Annotated in this window: 16 protein-coding genes; 5 read left to right on the top strand and 11 right to left on the bottom strand. The window is 50.5% G+C overall.

Annotated elements, in window-relative coordinates; genetic code table 11:
• Positions 1 to 88 precede the first annotated feature (88 nt).
• Positions 89 to 1,108, top strand: coding sequence for a CobW family GTP-binding protein (locus tag K7P76_RS22410; RefSeq protein WP_232187551.1), 1,020 nt, complete (start codon positions 89 to 91; stop codon positions 1,106 to 1,108).
• 92 nt (positions 1,109 to 1,200) lie between these two features.
• On the opposite strand, the gene K7P76_RS22405 is transcribed toward K7P76_RS22410, so the two are convergent.
• Positions 1,201 to 2,646: a WG repeat-containing protein gene (locus tag K7P76_RS22405; protein WP_232187550.1), complete on the bottom strand. Its 1,446-nt coding sequence runs from the start codon at positions 2,644 to 2,646 to the stop codon at positions 1,201 to 1,203.
• Positions 2,647 to 2,694: 48 nt separating this feature from the next.
• On the bottom strand, positions 2,695 to 3,720 hold the full coding sequence (locus tag K7P76_RS22400; RefSeq protein WP_232187549.1) for a sulfate ABC transporter substrate-binding protein: 1,026 nt from the start codon (positions 3,718 to 3,720) through the stop codon (positions 2,695 to 2,697).
• 292 nt (positions 3,721 to 4,012) lie between these two features.
• Here K7P76_RS22400 and K7P76_RS22395 point away from each other — a divergent pair, with 292 nt between their 5' ends.
• Both K7P76_RS22395 and K7P76_RS22390 read left to right on the top strand, forming a co-directional pair.
• Positions 4,013 to 5,083 carry a sulfate ABC transporter substrate-binding protein gene (locus tag K7P76_RS22395; RefSeq protein WP_232187548.1) on the top strand — a complete coding sequence of 357 codons (1,071 nt, stop codon included), beginning with the start codon at positions 4,013 to 4,015 and terminating at the stop codon, positions 5,081 to 5,083.
• Positions 5,084 to 5,241: 158 nt separating this feature from the next.
• On the top strand, positions 5,242 to 6,900 hold the full coding sequence (locus K7P76_RS22390) for a hypothetical protein (RefSeq protein ID WP_232187547.1): 1,659 nt from the start codon (positions 5,242 to 5,244) through the stop codon (positions 6,898 to 6,900).
• Positions 6,901 to 6,930: 30 nt separating this feature from the next.
• On the opposite strand, the gene K7P76_RS22385 is transcribed toward K7P76_RS22390, so the two are convergent.
• The 7 genes from K7P76_RS22385 to K7P76_RS22355 all read right to left on the bottom strand — a co-directional run bounded on the left by K7P76_RS22385 (position 6,931) and on the right by K7P76_RS22355 (position 11,873).
• Positions 6,931 to 7,188: a hypothetical protein gene (locus tag K7P76_RS22385; RefSeq protein WP_232187546.1), complete on the bottom strand. Its 258-nt coding sequence runs from the start codon at positions 7,186 to 7,188 to the stop codon at positions 6,931 to 6,933.
• An 81-nt stretch (positions 7,189 to 7,269) separates the two neighbouring features.
• Complete coding sequence (locus K7P76_RS22380) at positions 7,270 to 8,124, bottom strand: inositol monophosphatase family protein (protein WP_232187545.1); 855 nt, start codon at positions 8,122 to 8,124, stop codon at positions 7,270 to 7,272.
• Positions 8,125 to 8,360: 236 nt separating this feature from the next.
• Positions 8,361 to 9,131: an enoyl-ACP reductase FabI gene (gene fabI, locus K7P76_RS22375; RefSeq protein ID WP_232187544.1), complete on the bottom strand. Its 771-nt coding sequence runs from the start codon at positions 9,129 to 9,131 to the stop codon at positions 8,361 to 8,363.
• Positions 9,132 to 9,309: 178 nt separating this feature from the next.
• Entirely contained in the window at positions 9,310 to 9,627 is a 318-nt protein-coding gene (locus tag K7P76_RS22370; RefSeq protein ID WP_232187543.1) for a hypothetical protein, read from the bottom strand.
• Between the two features lie 73 nt (positions 9,628 to 9,700).
• Positions 9,701 to 10,663, bottom strand: coding sequence for a formylglycine-generating enzyme family protein (locus K7P76_RS22365; protein WP_232187542.1), 963 nt, complete (start codon positions 10,661 to 10,663; stop codon positions 9,701 to 9,703).
• A 21-nt stretch (positions 10,664 to 10,684) separates the two neighbouring features.
• Positions 10,685 to 11,227 (bottom strand): chromate transporter, encoded by a 543-nt coding sequence (locus K7P76_RS22360; protein WP_309244787.1) that lies wholly within the window; start codon positions 11,225 to 11,227, stop codon positions 10,685 to 10,687.
• 4 nt (positions 11,228 to 11,231) lie between these two features.
• Positions 11,232 to 11,873, bottom strand: a complete 642-nt coding sequence (locus K7P76_RS22355) for a chromate transporter (RefSeq protein ID WP_232187540.1) — start codon at positions 11,871 to 11,873, stop codon at positions 11,232 to 11,234.
• Positions 11,874 to 12,194: 321 nt separating this feature from the next.
• On the opposite strand from K7P76_RS22355, the gene K7P76_RS22350 reads away from it, so the two are divergent.
• The gene (locus tag K7P76_RS22350) at positions 12,195 to 13,394 is read left to right on the top strand and encodes an ROK family protein (protein ID WP_232187539.1); all 1,200 of its coding nucleotides are present in this window, start codon (positions 12,195 to 12,197) and stop codon (positions 13,392 to 13,394) included.
• A gap of 84 nt (positions 13,395 to 13,478) precedes the next feature.
• Here the strand turns inward: K7P76_RS22350 and K7P76_RS22345 are convergent, their stop codons facing one another.
• Both K7P76_RS22345 and K7P76_RS22340 read right to left on the bottom strand, forming a co-directional pair.
• Entirely contained in the window at positions 13,479 to 14,633 is a 1,155-nt protein-coding gene (locus K7P76_RS22345) for a D-alanine--D-alanine ligase (protein ID WP_232187538.1), read from the bottom strand.
• Between the two features lie 75 nt (positions 14,634 to 14,708).
• Positions 14,709 to 15,782 (bottom strand): amidase domain-containing protein, encoded by a 1,074-nt coding sequence (locus tag K7P76_RS22340; protein WP_232187537.1) that lies wholly within the window; start codon positions 15,780 to 15,782, stop codon positions 14,709 to 14,711.
• A gap of 378 nt (positions 15,783 to 16,160) precedes the next feature.
• On the opposite strand from K7P76_RS22340, the gene acnA reads away from it, so the two are divergent.
• Positions 16,161 to 18,869, top strand: coding sequence for an aconitate hydratase AcnA (gene acnA, locus K7P76_RS22335; RefSeq protein WP_232187536.1), 2,709 nt, complete (start codon positions 16,161 to 16,163; stop codon positions 18,867 to 18,869).
• The last annotated feature ends 134 nt before the right edge of the window (positions 18,870 to 19,003 follow it).

The raw sequence follows: 19,003 nt of genomic DNA, 5'->3' as shown, positions 1-19,003 counted from the left end.
TAAACCTTCTTTTATTCGTAATTATTACATCAAAAAGATAGACGATCTAATGATTGATGTCAATCGATAGGAGTTGATTCCGATTAGAGTGCCTGCCATCGTCTTAAGCGGATTTCTGGGAAGCGGCAAAACGACGTTGCTCCTGAGATTATTGGAAGCCACGCTGCATAAGGGTTTGAAACCAGCGATTCTCATGAACGAACTCGGCAAACGGGATGTCGACGGGATCGGACTGAACCCAATGGGCAAGGACCTCGGCATTCAGAAGCTATTGGATGGCTGCGTCTGTTGCTCCCGCAAGCAAGAGTTAGCCGGTAAGCTGAAGGAATTGCTATTGCTCAAGCCGGATATTGTGTTCATAGAACTAACCGGCGTCGCCAACCCAGAGGAAGTCGCGCTAGCGTTAAGCGAAGCAGAGCTCATTGCAAAGGTGAAGCTGCATAAGGTCGTAACGGTAATGGATGCAGAGCACGTCCTGGAATACAATAGCTGGCTCGATACGGATCGGCAATTGGTACGTACGTTGCGCCGACAAATCGAAACAGCCGATCTGCTCATTCTCAATAAGGTCGATCTGGTAAAAGCCGATAAACTGGTTAAAATCGAAAAAGAAATCCGCAAGCAGAACGCGAGCTCCCTCCTGATGCGCGCCGAACATAGCGTGATCGACCTTGAACCTATACTTGGTGGGATCGAAGCAGCTCAGGGAGCAGCCGTGGGATCGCGTGTCATGCGTCCTGGCCGGTCCCCCCTCGTCAAGAAAAAGGATTCTGCCAACGATACGTACAGTGCAACGACTCCGGAGACCCGCCCTGCACCTTCTTTCTCACGAATAAGCACGATATCGCTTCAGCTTCCTGCCGACAGCAGCGTGACTCCGAAGGAGATCGAGAAGTTTCTTGGTGCGCAAGGAAACAACCTGCTTAGGGCCAAAGGCTTTGTTCGGATACCCCGAAAAAACAAGGTTTACCAGCTCCAATTCGCGGGGAAAAGGGTAACCTGGGAACCGGCAGCCTATTACGATGCGGATTCATACTTAGTATTAATCGGGCTCGATTGGAATGAGCAAAACGTAACCGAGGCATGGGAACAGCTTGTTTCTACCTGACGCGTCCGATTGTTGAACTCATACCTTAGTACACAGAAAAGGAGCTCCCTATCCCTTCGGATTAGGAGCTCCTTGCTATTCGTATATGCTATTTATTTAGCAGGTGCGGGAGTAGTAGCCGCAGGTGCTGCAGGCGCAGCAGGAGTTTCGGGAGCGGCAACTTCAGGAGGCTTTGCTTGGGCTACGACTTTGCCCTTGATGTCGATCAGGTTGGCCGTCGTGCCCGTAATGACGCGAGCCAGCCCTTTATCGAACGCTTCGACCGAATCGTAGATCGCTTTGATGACGACTTCGCCTTTTTTATTGATGAAACCGTATTTGCCGCCTTCCTCGAAAGAGGCCAAGCCATCGTGGAAATCGCCGACGTCCTCATACTTCGTGCTCAACACCGTCGCGCCTTTGCCATTCACGTAGCTGAACACTCCGTCCGTCGCCACTGCGGCTAAGCCTTCGCTAAAGGAGAAGCCTTGACCATAGGTCGCGGAAATGACAAACTCGCCCTTCGTATTCACGAAGCCGAACGAACCTTCGCCGTCTGCTCCTTCCGCTTGAACAAGTCCAAGGCCACCGCTGAAATCGGAAACGTGCTGGAACGTTGCCGGAATAACGACATTGCCCGTTTTATCGATATAACCGTATTTGCCGTCGATTTGTACGCCAGCCAAGCCGTTCGAGAAGTAGAACGCATCTTCGAACTGCACTGGGATGACTTCTTTACCCGTATGATCGATGTATCCGAACAGGTCACCCTTACGGACAAGCGCCAAACCTCCCGAGAAATCGAACGCTTCATCATACTCCGGAGTCAGTACGGTTTTGCCTTTCGCATCGATATAAGATGATTTGCCGTCATTCACGACAAGCGCAACTCCATCCGAGAAGTCGTATGCCTCGTTGAACTGAGCGGCGATTACGAATTTGCCTTGAATATCGATATAGCCGTACTTTCCGCCCTGTTTAACGATAGCCAATCCTTCTTTAAAGTCATTGGCTTCCTCGAATTTAGGAGCAATAACCGTTTCGCCAAAAACGTTCACGTAACCTTGTTTGCCATCGCTAACGTATGGATGCAATCTAGGCGTTATAGCTAACGTCGAGGTGGTGCCGTCCAAAGCGATTTGAGCGCCGAACGAATCCGCGATAAATCGGGCTGAAACCCACACGATACCGTCTTTCCATAGCGCTGCGGCATTCGTAAGCGCAACGCTCTTGCCATTAATGACAGCAGACTTGGAGTTAATGCCGAATTTCACTGTCCGAGCGCCTTGGGTAAGCGTCGTCGTTTTGGTTGCTTGCTCCCATTTAAGCGTTGCCCCTAGAGCAGCGGCGAATGGTTTAACCGGTAAATACGTTGTTCCGTTAATCGCTGCGGACGTCCAACCGGACTGAACGTTTCCGTCTATGGTAATCACGATGCTCTTTGCTGCGGCCGAAGCCGAGGACACATAGCCGAAGCTTGCGATTTGCACGGCCGCTAGAGCGGCGGCCGCAATCAATAATCCTTTGCGGATCGTTGGACGTGAAAGTGTATTGGACATATGGTTTACCCCTCGCCTGTAATGGATGGTTTTTCCTGACTTTATCGATTATTTTTTCAAATAAATTTGATCGAACGTCCCTTTGTCGGCGAAGTGTTCGGCTTGCGCTTTATCCCAACCGCCGAAATCTTTGATCGAAATCAGATTCAACGTAGGGAAGTTGCTTGCGAATTCCTTGGCTACTTTAGCATTGATTGGGCGGTAAAAGTTTTTCGCCGCGATTCTTTGGCCTTCTTCGGTATACAGATAGTCCAGATAAGCGGTAGCCACTTGGCGAGTATCATGTTTATTTACGTTTTTGGTAACGACGGCTACTGTTGGTTCAGCAAGGATACTTAGCGAGGGAGTGACGATTTCAAACTTATCGCCGTATTCTTTTTTCGCGAGATAGGCTTCGTTCTCCCATGCGATGAGTACGTCGCCGATCCCTTTTTCAATGAAAGTATTCGTCGAACCCCTTGCGCCTGTATCGAGTACGGGAACATTCTGGAACAGCTTTTTGACGAAATCTTTCGCTTTATCTTGGCTGTTGTTGTTGTTTTTAAGCGCATAGCCCCATGCAGCTAGGTAGTTCCAACGTGCACCGCCGGAAGTTTTAGGATTAGGCGTGATGACTTTAACATCGGATTTGATAAGATCGTCCCAATCTTTGATGTTCTTCGGATTGCCCTTGCGTACCAGGAAGACGATAGTGGATTTGTAAGGCGCGCTATTGTTCGCCAGGCGCTTCTGCCAGCCTTTGGAGATCAAGCCTTTGTTCTCGATCGCGGTTACGTCGTATTCAAGCGCCAAAGTAACGACATCGGCTTCCAGTCCGTCAATGACGGAACGGGCTTGCGCACCGGAACCGCCATGAGATTGTTTGATCGTAACTTTCTGGCCTGTTTTCTTCTCCCAGTACTTGGCGAACGCGGCGTTGTAGGCTACGTACAATTCGCGGGTCGGATCGTAAGAGACGTTAAGCAGGTTGACGCTTTTCTTTTCCGATTTCTTCGTGACGGCACCGAATACGGTTGTCGTGGTCAGGATAAATGCTAATGCGGTAAGCAGGATAAAGCGGAATGATTTCTTCATGCGAATGACTCTCCTTTTTGTTTGGAAAATGGGGTGAACGCAAAAGGCCCCGATTCCAAACACACGCATAGCTCAATACAAGCAGCAATGCGGATGTGAAGTCGGGGCCTCCGGTTTACCGGTCGGCGCGATGGCACGATCCTTTTGATTGATTCCATCATATTCCACACTATTCCTAGTTGTCAACTATGAATTAATCATTGACAACAAGTTTGTTCTGTTGCTACAATCGCCTCATTAAATCCAATAATTTCTATTGGAATTACCAACTTAAAGAAATGGGGAGCTTTCCATGGTTCAGCGCAACAGCACGCGCAAACGCGCTATACTCGTCGTGTTTATGGCACTTATCATCTTAACCATTACCGCTTGCTCGGGAAACAAAGCATCAACTACAGAAGAGGAAACGCAGAAATCCGATTACAGCAAAGCCGCCTCGCTCGTAAACGCAGTAACGGATGGAACGGAAGACTTGTATAAGGATATTAACGAAGGATTTATTAAGAACTGGAAAGAACGTACCGGGCAAACCGTTACGATCGAGCAGTCCGCGGGAAATTCATCGGCGCAAGAAGCATCCATCAATGGAGGTCAAATAAAAGCGGATGTTACTACGCTCGGCGTTGGCATAGATATCGACGCGATCCAAGCCAAAGGCCTTATCGGGGAAGGCTGGCAGCAACGTTACGACTATAACAGCTCACCTTTCTCGACTGCCGTGGCGTTCGTCGTCCATAGCGGCAACCCCAAGGCGATCGCGGAGTGGGAGGATCTCGTGAAACCCGACGTGAAAATCGTCACCTCCAATCCCGCCGCTTATTCAGACGCCCGTTGGTACTATGCCGCGCCTTGGGCTTATTCATTGGATAAACAGCCGGACGATAAGGTCAGTGCCAAAGCATTTGTAACCGACTTCCACGGGCATGTGGCTGTCCTTGCTAAGGACGACAAAGACGCCGAAAACGCCTTTATAGAGAAAGCCGAAGGCGACGTCTGGGTCACAACGGAGAGCAACGCGCTTCGATTGCTCAATTCTACCGGAAAAGGCAAGATCGAAGTCGTCGTCCCTTCCGTCACGTTAACCGTAGAGCCGATTGTCTCCGTCGTCGACAGCAATGCCGATGCGAAAGGCGTCCGCGAAGCGGCCAACGCCTATGCGGATTACTTATTTACCGAAGAAGCGCAAGTCTTCGCCGCCAAACATTATTTCAGGCCGCGCTTCGCTTCAGTGGCGGAACAGTTTCCCGGCCTATTCGCGGATGTGACCCTGCTCACGATAGACGATAATTTAACAGGCTGGGAAGATCTGCAGCAAGATCTGTTCGCGGATGGCGGCCTGTTCGGTCAACTGCCGGCAAAGTGATATTCGGTATGAATTAACACCAAAAGACGTAACCCAATGGGCTGCGTCTTTTCGTCACTTCCAGATATAGCCAAAATAAGTGTTCTCGATTAAAATAAGAACGAACTTCCGAGGGCTCTTGTCCCGGTTGTTACATTTGGAAAACGAGGCGTTTAGTTATGGTAAAGTCGTCGTTATCGCTATCTCATCGGCTCTGGAAGTACAAGCTTCACTATGTTATCGTCATCCCTGCGTTAATTCTCATTTTAGCCTTCAAGATTATTCCTTTTGTTCTCAACGTTCATATGGCTTTCACAGATTTCATCCCCGCTCGGGGCTTGTGGGATAGCTCCTGGGTAGGCATGGACAACTTCAGATTGTTGTTTGAAAATGTCGATTTTCGGAGAGTTCTCGCAAATACGCTGATTATCAAATTAAGTTACGTCGTCTTTACAGGCCTGGTGGCGTTAGGGCTTTCTCTCGCATTAAGCAGCATCCGGTCCGAAAAATTGCGAAACAGCTTCTCGACGCTTTTTCTGATTCCTTTTTTTATCCCGTCGCTTGTCTTCGCTTTTGTCGTGATGAACATTCTATCGCCTAGCCTCGCGCCTATTTTTCCCGTTCGCTCATTATTTCTAGGCGATACGGAGCTGTTTCGTCCTGTAATCGTTATTGTGGAAACGATCAAAACTTGCGGGATTCCGATTCTGGTAGCGTTGGCTGCAATTGGCGTCAAGCAAGCTGAACAATCTTATTTGCTTCGAAACGTGCTGCCCGCCATTCGGGCAATTGCTGCCTTTATGATATTGCAGCTTTCAACCATTCTATCTATGGATTTTGAATTGCTGCATCAACTAAACAACCCTCTTGTTTATTTAGTCGGAGACACTTTGAACACCTACCAATTTAGAATAGGTTTAATGCAAGCCGATTATAGCGCATCTGCTGCGATTTCTCTGCTTCAGTTCTGCGTTCAGGTGGTATTCACTTTGCTGGCGTACGTGATCGTTCGCAGCTTTTTCCTGAGGGATTTGTTCAGCGCCGCTCGTGACAATTCCCCCTTAAAGACGGAAAAAAGGAACACTAGCAACACCGGGCTCCCGGCTCTCATACTGTACTCCCTGATTGTTCTGCTGCCTCTGTACATGCTGTTCGTTTACCCGTTCCTCTCGAAAAGCAGTACCCCATTCGCACTTGGCGACCTATTCTCTGCCGGTAATTTTATTATTTATTTTATTGTATATTTCGTGACGGTCTGCATAAGCCTGCTCCTGACATTAACGCTAGCCTATCCTCTGACGGTCAGGGATTTACCGGGAAGAAACTTATACAAAGCTTTTCTGCTGCTAGTTGCGGTAATGGGTGGCGGAAACATTGCGGAATATCTCCTTGTTAAAGAACTGGGAATGATGGATACCGTTTACTCCCAGATGGTGTTCGGATTTTTCCCCATTGTCGGAGTGTTCGTCATCAAAAGCATTTTCAACAGCCGATGCGGGGTCTTAAAAGAAAAAGCAGCCTTAGACGGCCGCAGCGAACTATGGATGTTTTTCAACCTTTTTATTCCGAAAGTATGGAAACCCCTTGTCGCGCTTGGGATTTTGCAATTCGCTTCGCTGTGGGGCTCGTTTTATTCTTCGCTTATTTTTATGAACAGTCCGGAACATTTCTCTCCAGCAGCTCGACTGCTCAGCGTCTTTTATGTAGACAAAGAGTCGGGTGTTGGCGAACTGAGCCTCTATGCCGGCATCGTCAGCCTTCCGCCCATCGTGCTGTTTCTAGTGTTCCGCAGATTTCTTACCTCCGAAGTACTGCTGAGCCAAATTCGCAAGCTATAAAATAGCCAAGCGCACCAAAGGGCAGCCCGTTTATCGGGACTGCCCTTTGTCATACTTATCGTATCTGTCATCCACCTCGCGGGCTATGGCCCGATAGGCTTTGGTCTCTTCCTCCACCGGATCCCGCTCCGTCTGGATGCGGACCTCCCAGCGGGGAGGCAGTGCTTTCAAAGCATCGACGTCCGGATCGTTCCCTTCCGGTGTCTTTTCTGTCAATCGCCGAACGAGCAGCTCCTCGGCTTCACTATGCGCCGTCTCTGCATTCGATGCTTCTTCATGATCGTCCACAGGATTGTTCTTGTCGCGTTCCAGTTCCCTCGCCCCCTTTATACCCTAGGATTGACGAAAACTCCCGTTCTCATGTGCTTGCTACCCGGCAGCTTCAGCGGCTTTGAGTTCCTTCAACAATTCATCATGAATAAGACCATTGCTAGCCGAGATATTACGGACACCAATGTGATAAGGCTCCCCAGTAATATCTGACAATCGGCCGCCCGCTTCCTCCACGAGCAACGAACCCGCCGCGATATCCCATGAGTTCAGACTGTACTCCCAGAAGCCGCTTAGTCTTCCTGCAGCTACGTAAGCCAGATGAAGAGCCGCTGATCCGGCAATTCGCAGGTTGCGAACCTTAGGCGCCAAAGCTTGTACACCTTTCATGTTAGCGGGCAACGCCACATGCTGATCCGCGGGAAAACCCGTTGCAAGCAAACTATGGCTAAGCGTGCTTTCTTTCGACACCTGCATTTTACGGCCGTGAACGTATGCGCCCTTACCCCGCTCCGCGACGAACAATTCGTCTCTCGACGGATCATATACGACGCCGACGATCACCTGCCCGCGATGCGCTAACGCAATTGATACGGAGAAGAAAGGGAATCCGTGCACGTAATTGGTCGTCCCATCTAGCGGATCAACGATCCATAGGTACTCGGAGTCGCTCATCTCCTGCAGCGCTTTGGCCGAAGCGTCCGGTCCCGGCTCAACGCCTTCTTCCCCAAGGAAGGAATGGGTCGGAAAATGCGTGCCGATCAAGTTGCGAATCATCCGCTCCGCGCCTTTATCCACTTCCGTAACAAGATCATGCATCGAGTATTTTGTATCCAACTGGGTAAAGCTACCCATTTTGCTTTTAATCCATTCTCCGGCTTTGGCCGCGCAATTGACAGCGACCGCCGTAAAGCTTTTGCCGCCTATAATGCTTTCCTGCTCGTTGGCGTCCATTATCCATCCCTCTCATCTTTGCAATCGTTTACAGACAAGTAAATCCGCTTCTCCATCAAAATGCATTCCGATAATAGGACAACCTCGTCCTACCCTTATCATATACGATAATGCGGTAATGCGGTTCCGACGATTGTACTTGTAAACTGCGGAATTTCGTGATTTTGAATAAAAGAAGCCGCCCTTTATCGTATCGACAAAGGTGCAGCTCCCCAATTTACGAGTCATCTAATCACTTATATCCCAACGATATTATAGCCGTTATCTACATAGATGATCTCGCCCGTAATTCCGCGAGCCCAAGGACTCATAAGGAATAACGCCGTGTTGCCGACATCGGAAGTTTCCGTCGTGCGGCGCAGAGGAGCTTTTTCCTCTACTTCTTTCAGGATGGCGTTGAAGCCTGCAATCCCTTTGGCAGCAAGCGTACGGACAGGTCCGGCAGAGATGGCGTTGACCCGAATGTCTTGTGGTCCCAGGTCATTGGCCAAATATCGGACGGATGCTTCCAATGCCGCTTTCGCGACACCCATGACGTTATAATTGCGAAGCGCGCGTTGCGACCCTAGATAAGTCAGCGTTACGACGCTGCCGCCTTCCGTCATGAGAGGATACAGCCTTTGCGCGACGGCAGTCAACGAATATACGCTGACATCATGCGCCAACGTGAAGCCGGCACGGGATGTATCCACGTACATTCCGTCTAGTTCCTCCGCTTTCGCGAATGCGATACAATGCGCAAGACCGTGCAATACCCCTACTTCCTCCTTCAAGCGGGAAGCCAGCGAATCGATATCCTCGTCGGATGAAACGTTGCATTGCAAAGTGATCGAACCGGGAATCGTATCCGCAAGCTTGCGCACGCGTTCTTCGACGCGTTCATTCTCGTATGTAAACACCAGTCGCGCTCCCTGGGACGCAAGCGATTGGGCGATAGCCCAAGCGATGCTGCGCTCGTTGGCGACACCCATGACCACGATATTCTTACCTTCCAATAATCCATTCATCTGCGGGAAATCCTCCTCGTCACGATTAAGAATGATGCCCAACCCACAAGGCGGCAGGCAAGCCTTCTTGTCCAACGTAACGTATTTCCGCTGCGATTGCAACCGTATTCAACGAAGCACTTCCATGTAACGGTTATGCTTGAGCAGACACTACCTCCCGCGCAGTTGCGTACGGGTACTAGGATTGCTCTCCGAAGAACATTTCATGTGCTAGCGACGTTTGAATCCTCGCTTCCTCTTCCGTTAAGCGTCGCACGAGCTCCATCTCCACTTGCGTCACTTCTTCGCCTTGAAAATTAATTTCCGCGATGGAAGCGAGTATTCGAACGATAGCCACAGCTTGATTATCCGGCGTATAAGCGATCACTTTCTGTCCGGTCGGGAATACGCGAAAATGTTTTTTGACCATTTTGCCCCGGCCGTATTCGAGCAGCTCGTAAAGCTCTTGTTCCGACTTGAATTTGCAGACGGAATTGAATTCCGTTTGAAAGCCCATAGCAATCCCTCCATGCTCCATATCTATTCATTATAACCAGTTTCGGAGATGGAATGAAATTGTTTTTGACTTCTCAGGCATCCGCAGCGCACCTGAAGCCGATGTTCCCCGTAGAGCTGTCAGGCGTGTTCTTGCTTCGCGCGGCAACCCGATAGCGATTGCAATAAGATCGGTGACACAAATAAGAACCTCCGCGTATAACGCGCGTATCTTCGTTCGGGTCGACTGCGCTATGATCAACTGTGAATCCGTTCTGGCACCATTCCCACACGTTACCCGAAACATTATATAATCCATAACCGTTTGGCTCGTACGCATGTACAGGTGCCGTGTCTTTATACCCGTCGCTACCGTTGTCCTTAATTGGAAATTTCCCTTGCCATATGTTGCAACGGTGTACCCCGCCGGGCTTCAACTCGTCCCCCCAAGGATACCGTTTCTGCACAAGTCCGCCTCTTGCGGCGAATTCCCATTCCGACTCGGTTGGCAGCCTGCGGCCAGCCCACTCACAGTATGCTTGGGCATCATTCCAAGAAACGTGAATCACCGGATGGTCCATCCTGCCGTCCAAATTCGAATCCGGTCCGAACGGCTGCCGCCAATTTGCCCCTTCAACGACAAGCCACCAAGGCGTTTGGACCGGGGATTGGGTAACTCGCCTCGCCGTTTCCGGAGATACGAATAAATGAAAGACAAAGGACCATCCATATCGCTCCGCCTCCGTTACATATCCGCTTTCGTTAACGAATTGATTAAATTTCTCGTTGCTAACCGCGTACGGATCAATATAAAAAGGGCGGAGAACAACTTCCCGTACCGGACCTTCCCCGTCTGCGGGAAATCCTTCCCCATCGCTTGTCCCCATCAAGAAGGAGCCTCCCGGCAAGAGAACCATCCCCTGTCGAGCATCTATAACGGAATCCGATTTATTTTCTCGTCCAGACTGGCTTAATGGGTATGTGGCCTTATGTTCTATGCTCGTATCCGTATGGATTCGGCTAGCTGCACAGCTGCAAGAACGATTTTCCGACTGCATCTCCGGTCTTGCCCCCTCTCTTCAGAATAGAATGATACCCGCTAGGCCGGAGCCCGCGATAACCCATAAAGGATGAAGCTTATATTTGAGAAGCCCGTAAACGGCAAGACCGACGATCACTAACGTTGCCCCTATTGTCCAGTTGAGCATTGAGCCCTCTTTACCCAGAACGAACAAATGAAAGGCTGCATAGAAAATGAGCACGGTAATGATCGGTTTTAACCCGTACAACGTAGCTTTGACCCATTGTTTGCCGCGGATTTTGTAGAAAAATAAAGCTACGATTATGATCAGAATAAAAGAAGGCAGAATCATTCCGATTGTAGACACGATAGCTCCGTTAATACCTGCAATCTGATACCCAATTAGCGTCGCGCTGTTAGTCGCAATCGGTCCCGGAGCCATGCCCGAGATTAATATCGATTTGCCGAAAGCCGAATCGCTCATCCACCCAAGGCTATTTGCTTGATATTGAATCGAGGGAATAACCGCATAACCGCCGCCGAATGAAAATAACCCGATCTTAACAAAGGCGATAAAAAGCTCCCCTAACAAGTTGTCCACCTTCTCATATATAATATTCCGGGTACCGGGTTTCTTTTCCCGCGAAAAGTTTTTTACCCGCATGGGTTCTCGTATCCACGCCTAACCAAGATTTAATTCTTATGGAAGCCAGACCGACGAGAGTTCCTGTTGCGATAACTATAATGGGGTTAATTTGCGCTATCGCTAATACAGCCAAAGAAAGAATGGCTATAGCTATCGTGGTCTTATCGAATATCGCAGACTTGGCCAAGCGGTAACCGGCCACCAGAACTAGCGCAATAACCGCCGCATGCACTCCCTTTAGAGCCGCCTCGACCTTAATGTTTCCTTCAAAGAAAGAATAGGAAAAAAAGAACAATAACGCAACGATAAAAGTCGGAAGCGTAATGCCAAGCACCGCAGCGCATGCCCCTGCGACGCCGGCTAGCCTGTAACCGATGAATGCGGCCACGTTAACGCCAACGCCGCCCGGTGCGGATCCCGCAATGGCCAGCAGTTCGTTCATTTCTTCCTCTTTAATCCAGTCCCGTTTCGATACGGCTTCCTTCTCAATCATTGGAATCATCGCATAACCACCGCCGAACGTAGCAGGCCCGATTCTAAAAAAGGCCCAAAACAATTCGATCAAACGTCTGCTTTTTCCCATTTCGCTTTGAAATTGCATCCGTCGTCCCTCCCTGCCGCTATCAATAGCTTAATTGTATCATCTTTATTCCAATTTGGTATTATGTTCGAAGGAAATGGGCCATCAAAGTTAATTATAACGTCCATCTCTTTAGCTTATAGGTCTTTCAAGGCTATTTATCAGGGTGGGTTAGTGGGTTTTAGGGTGTAGTTGCGTTAATTTGTTCCAAATTGGAATTAAGGTATCGGTGTCTATTCGTTTAAATAGTCGCTTATATAGAAAATGCAGCGAAGGTCGATTATAATAAAATTTATTATGTAATCTCCGATAAGTTTTGTCGGTATAATGGGGGGCCATTTTATGAGCGCACCTTTCCCAACAATCCATACTCCCAAAAAAAGAGTTTACGATCTGGCCATGAATCGAGGGACGGTCTCGAAAGCCGAACTGCTGGACGAGCTTATGTTAACTAGCAGCAGCCTTACGAGGTTGTTGGAGGAAATGATCCATGAAGGGATATTGCAGGAATGCGGGTTGGGCCATTCTACCGGCGGCAGACGACCGATTCTGTATCAGTTAAACGCCTCTTACGGCTATTCTTTCGGCCTGGAAATATCAAGGGTATACTCTACGCTTGGATTGTTCGATATGCACCTGAAGTCGCTCGCGTTCTCCCGTTGGAAAATGGATGAAACGATGACACCGGATCGCTTGATCGAACACGTCCAGAAATTAGTTCAGTCGTTCATGGATGAACACGACTTGAAGAATAGTCAAATACTTGGCATGGGAATCGGCGGAGTCGGTCCTCTAAACCAGGAGCAAGGCATCATGGTTAAACCGCTATTTTTCGCGGCTGCCGGTTGGGATAACTTTCCTATAGGCCGGCTATTGCAGGAGAAGCTGCAATTTCCGGTTCGGCTCGAGAATGGCGCCAATACCGCGTTAATCGGCGAGCATTGGATGCTCCGCAACGAGAATGTCAGACATATGTTATACGTGCATGCGGGCACGGGACTTCGTTCCTCCATGATGTCTAACGGCCAAATCGTCTACGGGGCCGTCGACATGGAAGGCTCGATCGGTCAAATGATCGTGCAAGTCGGAGGGCCGAGGCTGCAAGAGGAAGGCAATTACGGGGCGCTCGATGCCTTCGTCTCGATCCAGGCGCTTGAAAAACAAGCTAGAACCCAAAGCGTCGTAGGGGGCGGCAACGGCCTATTTGAGTCACCTCTCTCGCCTGATCGGATTACTTTCGACACTCTGCTAAAGGCACTTGTTGACGGAAACGTTTTTGTGAGAAATTTGTTTGTTCAATCTGCCTTCTACTTGGGGATTGGCTTGGCCAACTTAATAAATATCCTCCATCCGGAAAAAATCATTCTGGGCGGCCCGCTCATTGCTTCGCATGAGCTATTCTTTGAAGAAGCCGTTCGCGTCGCTCGCCTAAACCTGCATCATTCCGCCGAATACGAGCCCTCGTTCTCATTGGGCGAACTAAAGGAAGATGCCGTAGCCACAGGCGCCGCCGTAATGGTTATGCGGGGATTGGTGTTGTGAGTTGGAAAAAACCGTCAGGACAATGTCCTGACGGTTTTTTTGGGGTTGCGTGGAGAAATGAGTCGCACGGAGCACCTCGTGCGATTATGCCCCGCCGCCGTAATCAATCGACTGACGTTCCTCGTGGCGTTCGATTGCCAGTTGGATTAGCATGTCCAAGAGCTCGCGGTAGGAAACGCCGGACTCCTTCCACATAAGCGGGTACATGCTGTACGGAGTGAAGCCTGGCAGCGTGTTTACTTCATTGATGAACAACGCCCCGTCGCTGCGGCGAAGGAAAAAGTCCGCCCGGCACAGCCCGGAGCCGTCGATAGAGCGGAAAGCCTGCAAGGCCATCGCTCTTACGGACTCTGCGACCTCGGGCGGAATTTCCGCCGGGATCACCATAACGGATTTGCCGTCGATATATTTGGCTTTATAATCGTAAAATTCATTAGAGCTGCAAATTTCTCCAGGCACGGAAGCACGTGGATCATCGTTACCGAGTACGCTGACTTCTATCTCGCGGGCATCTACGAACTCTTCCACGATGACCTTCCGGTCATACCTCAGCGCCTCGTCCACCGCGGCCGCTAATTCCTCGCGGTTGCGTGCTTTCGATACGCCTACGCTAGATCCCAAATTAGCCGGCTTCACGAAGCAAGGATAGCCGAGTTCCTCTACGTTATCCAGACACTGCTCGCGATTATTTTTCCACTGATAACGGATAAAATGACGATAACCGACTTGCGGAAGTCCTGCTTGAGCGAACATCGTCTTCATCGCAACCTTGTCCATTCCGACGGAAGAAGCCAACACGCCAGCACCGACATAGGGCAAGCCTGCCATTTCGAACAAGCCTTGAATCGTCCCATCCTCGCCGAAAGTACCGTGAAGCAGAGGCAACATAACATCGATAGGTTTGCCGTCATCCACCGGCGAACCTTCCGTCAGCACGCGTTCCGACATTCCTTGCAGAACCGGGAGGAGCGCGTTCCCGCCGCCGACGGCAGCACCCTGTTGTTCATGAACCTCCCCGTCCGCCTTCGCCGGTGCGAATTGCAATTCCGCTACCGCCGAAGGCGGGGCATTCAGCAAAGGACCGGATCTCCATTGGCCCTTAGAAGTAATATAGAAAGGAATAAGTTCATATCGATCGTAGTCAAACGCCTTTAATACGGCTAATGCGGTTTGCAGCGACACCTCGTGCTCGCCTGACCGACCGCCGTATACGAGTCCGATGCGTATTTTGTTGCCCATAGCTTACCTCCGGCTTTTTGTCGAAAATTCCGCTTCATGATTCCTTGGGAACCACTATCACGTAAACTCGTTTATTCAGAATTCATCGGTAATATGGTAAAAATGGTACCGGGTGTGCTCCGTGGCCGCATACGAGTCCTTGTAATCCCAATACCTATGGCGGCTGCTTACCGTATTCGCGTTAACGAGCGGCATGCCCTCCGGAGTAAATGCGGTTACGATCGTATTATGACCGACACGGCCGTTGCCGTCCCAGTCATAGCATATGACATCTCCAAGTTGAAGCGACTCCGGCATAGACACCGCTTCCGCCCGCAGTCCGAAAGTACGCGGATTGCCCAGATAATGCTGCAAGCTGTTAGCCACAGCCCAACTGAAGCTCCACATTTCTTCGTTCTTGGAATATCCCTTATACCACCAGCCCGATGGCCTTCTCCCAGTATAGTTCATAGGCGCCCCCCCTGCAAAGAGACATTGGGACACATAATTCGTGCAATTGACCTCGAAATTCTCATAAACCGGATTCGGTTCGTTCCACCATCTTTCCGCATAAGCAACGGCTGCTTCTCGTCTATATGGAATCCCTCGTCGGTTCATACCGTATCCATAATCGTCGTCTGACGCAGACCCGGCGTATACCCTTGATTTGAAGCCATATAGCGCTTGTGGGTTCATATAAGGAGTAGACAGCGATACCGGTTTTCGTTCTCCATCCCATTGATCTTGGATTTGTTCCTCAACGGAGAAAATTTCTGGCGGCCGTTCAGCTGCAATCGGCTGGACCGATACAAGACGCCAGCTTTTGCTGACTTGGGCGAAACGGAGTCTTTCCCTCTCCACTCTTTCTTCCATCCAAGGCTGGGTCAACTGCTCCATGGAGCGAACTAAATGAACCGATATATCCGCGATGACCTCGCCCCGAATAACATTATATCGCTCGATCCGAACACGCATTTCGCTTCGGACTGGCTTTATCGCCCATCTCGTATCCCTATTTGTTGAGGAAAATAATCGCCGCTCAAGCCGTTCGCGATGCTCCTTATCCGGAATTTCGCGCAGCTTGCGCGCATCCGCATGAAGCGCGGCTTCATTAATGATGCTTACATATCCGAACAAGGCTTGTTTCCAATCCGTTTCCTCGCTGGGCACTGAGCATCCCTCCCAAGAACGATTTCCCAGTCGACGCTAGATTGCGCCCTTCCATCCTATGCCCGGGATTTCGATTCCATACCATGCCATGCGATGCCGAGTTGCCTGCGCACTTGAAACTTGATCGTTCGACGGATGAAAACCCGGGGTAATGCGGCATTCTAGTGGAATGGGGTTTTCGGATTTCGTGAGCAATTTGGACGCGGATATGCGGCAATACGTCTTTACGGAGCGACGACAACGGAGTATACTTAGTCCATAGAGCGTATTTTGAAATCGTGTTTCACAGAGTGAAACTAACTAACAACCACGAGTGAACACGACGAAAATACAATTAAGCTACTGAGCATACCGATACGAATCTAGGAGGCTACACACTTGTCCAACTTTCCTTATCAAGTACAAGAAGAACTGCAGTCATCAGGCAAATCGTACCGCTACTACCGCCTGCAAGCACTTGAAGAGCAAGGCTTAGGCCCTGTATCCAAACTTCCTTTCTCCATGAAAGTGCTGCTCGAAGCCGCTATCCGCCAATATGACGGACGCGCAATCACGCAAGAGCACGTCAAGCAACTGGCTTCATGGACCGAAGGCCGCGAAGACAAAGAGATTCCTTTTATCCCGGCGCGTATCGTGCTTCAGGATTTCACGGGAGTTCCCGTCGTCGTCGACTTGGCAGCCATGCGCGAAACCGTTAAGCAATCCGGCGGAGATCCGAAGCAAATCAACCCTCTCGTTCCCGTAGATCTCGTTATCGACCACTCCGTCATGGTAGACGCCTTCGGCACGCCTGACGCTCTGCAATATAACATGGACGTAGAATTCCAACGTAACGAAGAGCGTTACCGTTTCCTGCGCTGGGCGCAAACTGCATTCGATAACTTCCGTGCCGTACCGCCTGCAACAGGTATCGTACACCAAGTAAACCTTGAGTACCTGGCATCCGTTGCCGCTACGAAAACCAAAGACGGAGTTACCGAAGTATATCCGGATTCCCTCGTAGGAACCGATTCCCATACGACGATGATCAATGGTCTTGGCATCGTAGGTTGGGGCGTTGGCGGCATTGAGGCTGAAGCCGGGATGCTGGGCCAACCGCTTTACTTCGTTATGCCGGAGGTTGTCGGCTTCAAGCTGACAGGTAAGCTTTCCGAAGGCGCAACAGCAACAGACCTTGCGCTTACCGTTACCCAAATCCTGCGGAAAAAAGGCGTTGTCGGCAAATTTGTCGAGTTTTTCGGCTCCGGACTTTCCAACATCAGCTTGGCTGACCGTGCTACCGTTGCCAACATGGCACCGGAATACGGCGCGACGATCGGTTTCTTCCCGGTCGACGGCGAAACCTTGAACTACCTTAGACTGACGGGCCGGGAAGAAAGCCAGATCGACCTCGTCGAAGCGTATTACAAAGCGCAAGACATGTACCGCACCGACGAAACTCCGGATCCCGTGTTCACCGAAGTGATGGAGCTTGATTTGTCCACCATCGTGCCGAGCTTGGCAGGTCCTAAGCGCCCGCAAGACCGCGTCGAATTGACTGCTATGAAGCAATCGTTTAACGACATCATTCGTACGCCGATCGACAAAGGCGGTTTCGGCTTGTCGGATGCTCAAATCGAGCAAACGGTCGACGTGAAACATCCGAACGGCGCGAGCAGCCGCTTCGGTACGGGTGCCGTCGTCATTGCTGCAATTACGAGCTGTACAAACACGTCCAATCCAAGCGTAATGATCGGCGCAGGCCTCGTCGCCAAGAAAGCGGTCGAGCGCGGGCTCAAGAAGCCGGCCTACGTCAAAAGCTCCCTTACTCCGGGATCGCTCGTCGTAACCGACTACTTGAACAAGGCGGGCCTCCTGCCATTCCTCGAGAAACTCGGCTTCTACGTCGCGGGTTACGGCTGCGCGACCTGTATCGGGAACTCCGGTCCGTTGCCGGACGAAGTCAGCCTGGCGATCGCCGATAACGATCTTGCCGTTGCGGCGGTCCTTTCCGGTAACCGTAACTTCGAAGGCCGCGTGCATGCGCAGGTTAAAGCCAACTACCTGGCTTCGCCGCCGCTAGTCGTTGCTTACGCGCTTGCCGGTACGGTTAATATTGACCTCGCTAACGATCCGATTGGCTTCGATGACAAAAATCAGCCTGTGTACCTAAAGGACATCTGGCCAACTAACGAAGAAATCCAACAGGCGGTTCACGCTTCCCTTACGCCTAGCATGTTCCGCGCCAAATACGAGAACGTATTTACGCAGAACAAGCAATGGAACCAAATTCCAGTGCCGCAAGGCGAGCTGTACGAGTGGGATCCTAAATCCACTTATATCGCAAACCCGCCGTTCTTCACCGATCTTGCGCCAGAACCGGGCGACATCACTGACGTTAAGAATGCACGCGTGCTGGCACTGTTGGGCGACTCCGTAACAACGGACCATATCTCGCCTGCCGGTAACATTAAAGCCGACAGCCCGGGCGGTAAATACTTGCTCGAGCATGGCGTTTCTAAAGAAGACTTCAACTCGTACGGTTCCCGCCGCGGTCACCACGAGGTTATGATGAGAGGTACTTTCGCCAACATTCGTATCCGGAACCAAGTGGCTCCAGGCACCGAGGGCGGCGTAACGACTTATCTTCCAACCGATGAAGTCATGTCTATCTATGACGCTTCGATGAAATATCAGCAACACCGCACAAACCTAATCGTAATCGCAGGTAAAGAGTACGGTACCGGAAGCTCCCGCGACTGGGCAGCCAAAGGTACGTTCCTGTTGGGCGTCAAAGCCGTCATCGCGGAAAGCTTCGAGCGGATTCACCGTTCCAACCTCGTCGGCATGGGCGTGCTTCCGTTGCAATTCCCAACCGGTCAAGGCTGGAAAACGCTCGGAATTACCGGTCGCGAAACGTTCGAAATCAGCGGCATGTCCAACGACGTAACGCCTGGCCAGACGGTCACCGTAACCGCGAAACGGGAAGACGGAACGTCCTTCGAATTCCAAGCGATCGCTCGTCTGGATTCAATGGTGGATGTAGACTACTACCGCAACAGCGGTATTCTGCAGACGGTTCTGCGCCAAATGATCGCTGTTCAATAACTGACGCCATAATGTGATAAAGCCCTTCATCCGACGCGGATGGAGGGCTTTGAACGTATTCAGATGAACGGACAGCCTATTTTGTTTCCACCCGTCTTCATCAGTTATAATAGTTCCATTACGCTTTGCAGCGC

Source organism: Cohnella silvisoli (genome assembly GCF_021190915.1).
GTDB classification, from domain to species: Bacteria; Bacillota; Bacilli; order Paenibacillales; family Paenibacillaceae; genus Cohnella; species Cohnella silvisoli.
Note: the sequence above shows the minus strand (reverse complement) of the source record. Positions and strands in the feature narration are given on the sequence as shown.

What these genes read in the sequence shown, in the direction of transcription:
- K7P76_RS22345 (WP_232187538.1), bottom strand. Translation starts at nt 14,633, where the DNA reads ATGGGCAACAAAATACGCATCGGACTCGTATACGGCGGTCGGTCAGGC.
- K7P76_RS22350 (WP_232187539.1), top strand. Translation starts at nt 12,195, where the DNA reads ATGAGCGCACCTTTCCCAACAATCCATACTCCCAAAAAAAGAGTTTAC.
- K7P76_RS22380 (WP_232187545.1), bottom strand. Translation starts at nt 8,124, where the DNA reads ATGGACGCCAACGAGCAGGAAAGCATTATAGGCGGCAAAAGCTTTACG.
- K7P76_RS22390 (WP_232187547.1), top strand. Translation starts at nt 5,242, where the DNA reads ATGGTAAAGTCGTCGTTATCGCTATCTCATCGGCTCTGGAAGTACAAG.
- fabI (WP_232187544.1), bottom strand. Translation starts at nt 9,131, where the DNA reads ATGAATGGATTATTGGAAGGTAAGAATATCGTGGTCATGGGTGTCGCC.
- K7P76_RS22405 (WP_232187550.1), bottom strand. Translation starts at nt 2,646, where the DNA reads ATGTCCAATACACTTTCACGTCCAACGATCCGCAAAGGATTATTGATT.
- K7P76_RS22365 (WP_232187542.1), bottom strand. Translation starts at nt 10,663, where the DNA reads ATGCAGTCGGAAAATCGTTCTTGCAGCTGTGCAGCTAGCCGAATCCAT.
- K7P76_RS22395 (WP_232187548.1), top strand. Translation starts at nt 4,013, where the DNA reads ATGGTTCAGCGCAACAGCACGCGCAAACGCGCTATACTCGTCGTGTTT.
- K7P76_RS22400 (WP_232187549.1), bottom strand. Translation starts at nt 3,720, where the DNA reads ATGAAGAAATCATTCCGCTTTATCCTGCTTACCGCATTAGCATTTATC.
- K7P76_RS22370 (WP_232187543.1), bottom strand. Translation starts at nt 9,627, where the DNA reads ATGGGCTTTCAAACGGAATTCAATTCCGTCTGCAAATTCAAGTCGGAA.
- K7P76_RS22355 (WP_232187540.1), bottom strand. Translation starts at nt 11,873, where the DNA reads ATGCAATTTCAAAGCGAAATGGGAAAAAGCAGACGTTTGATCGAATTG.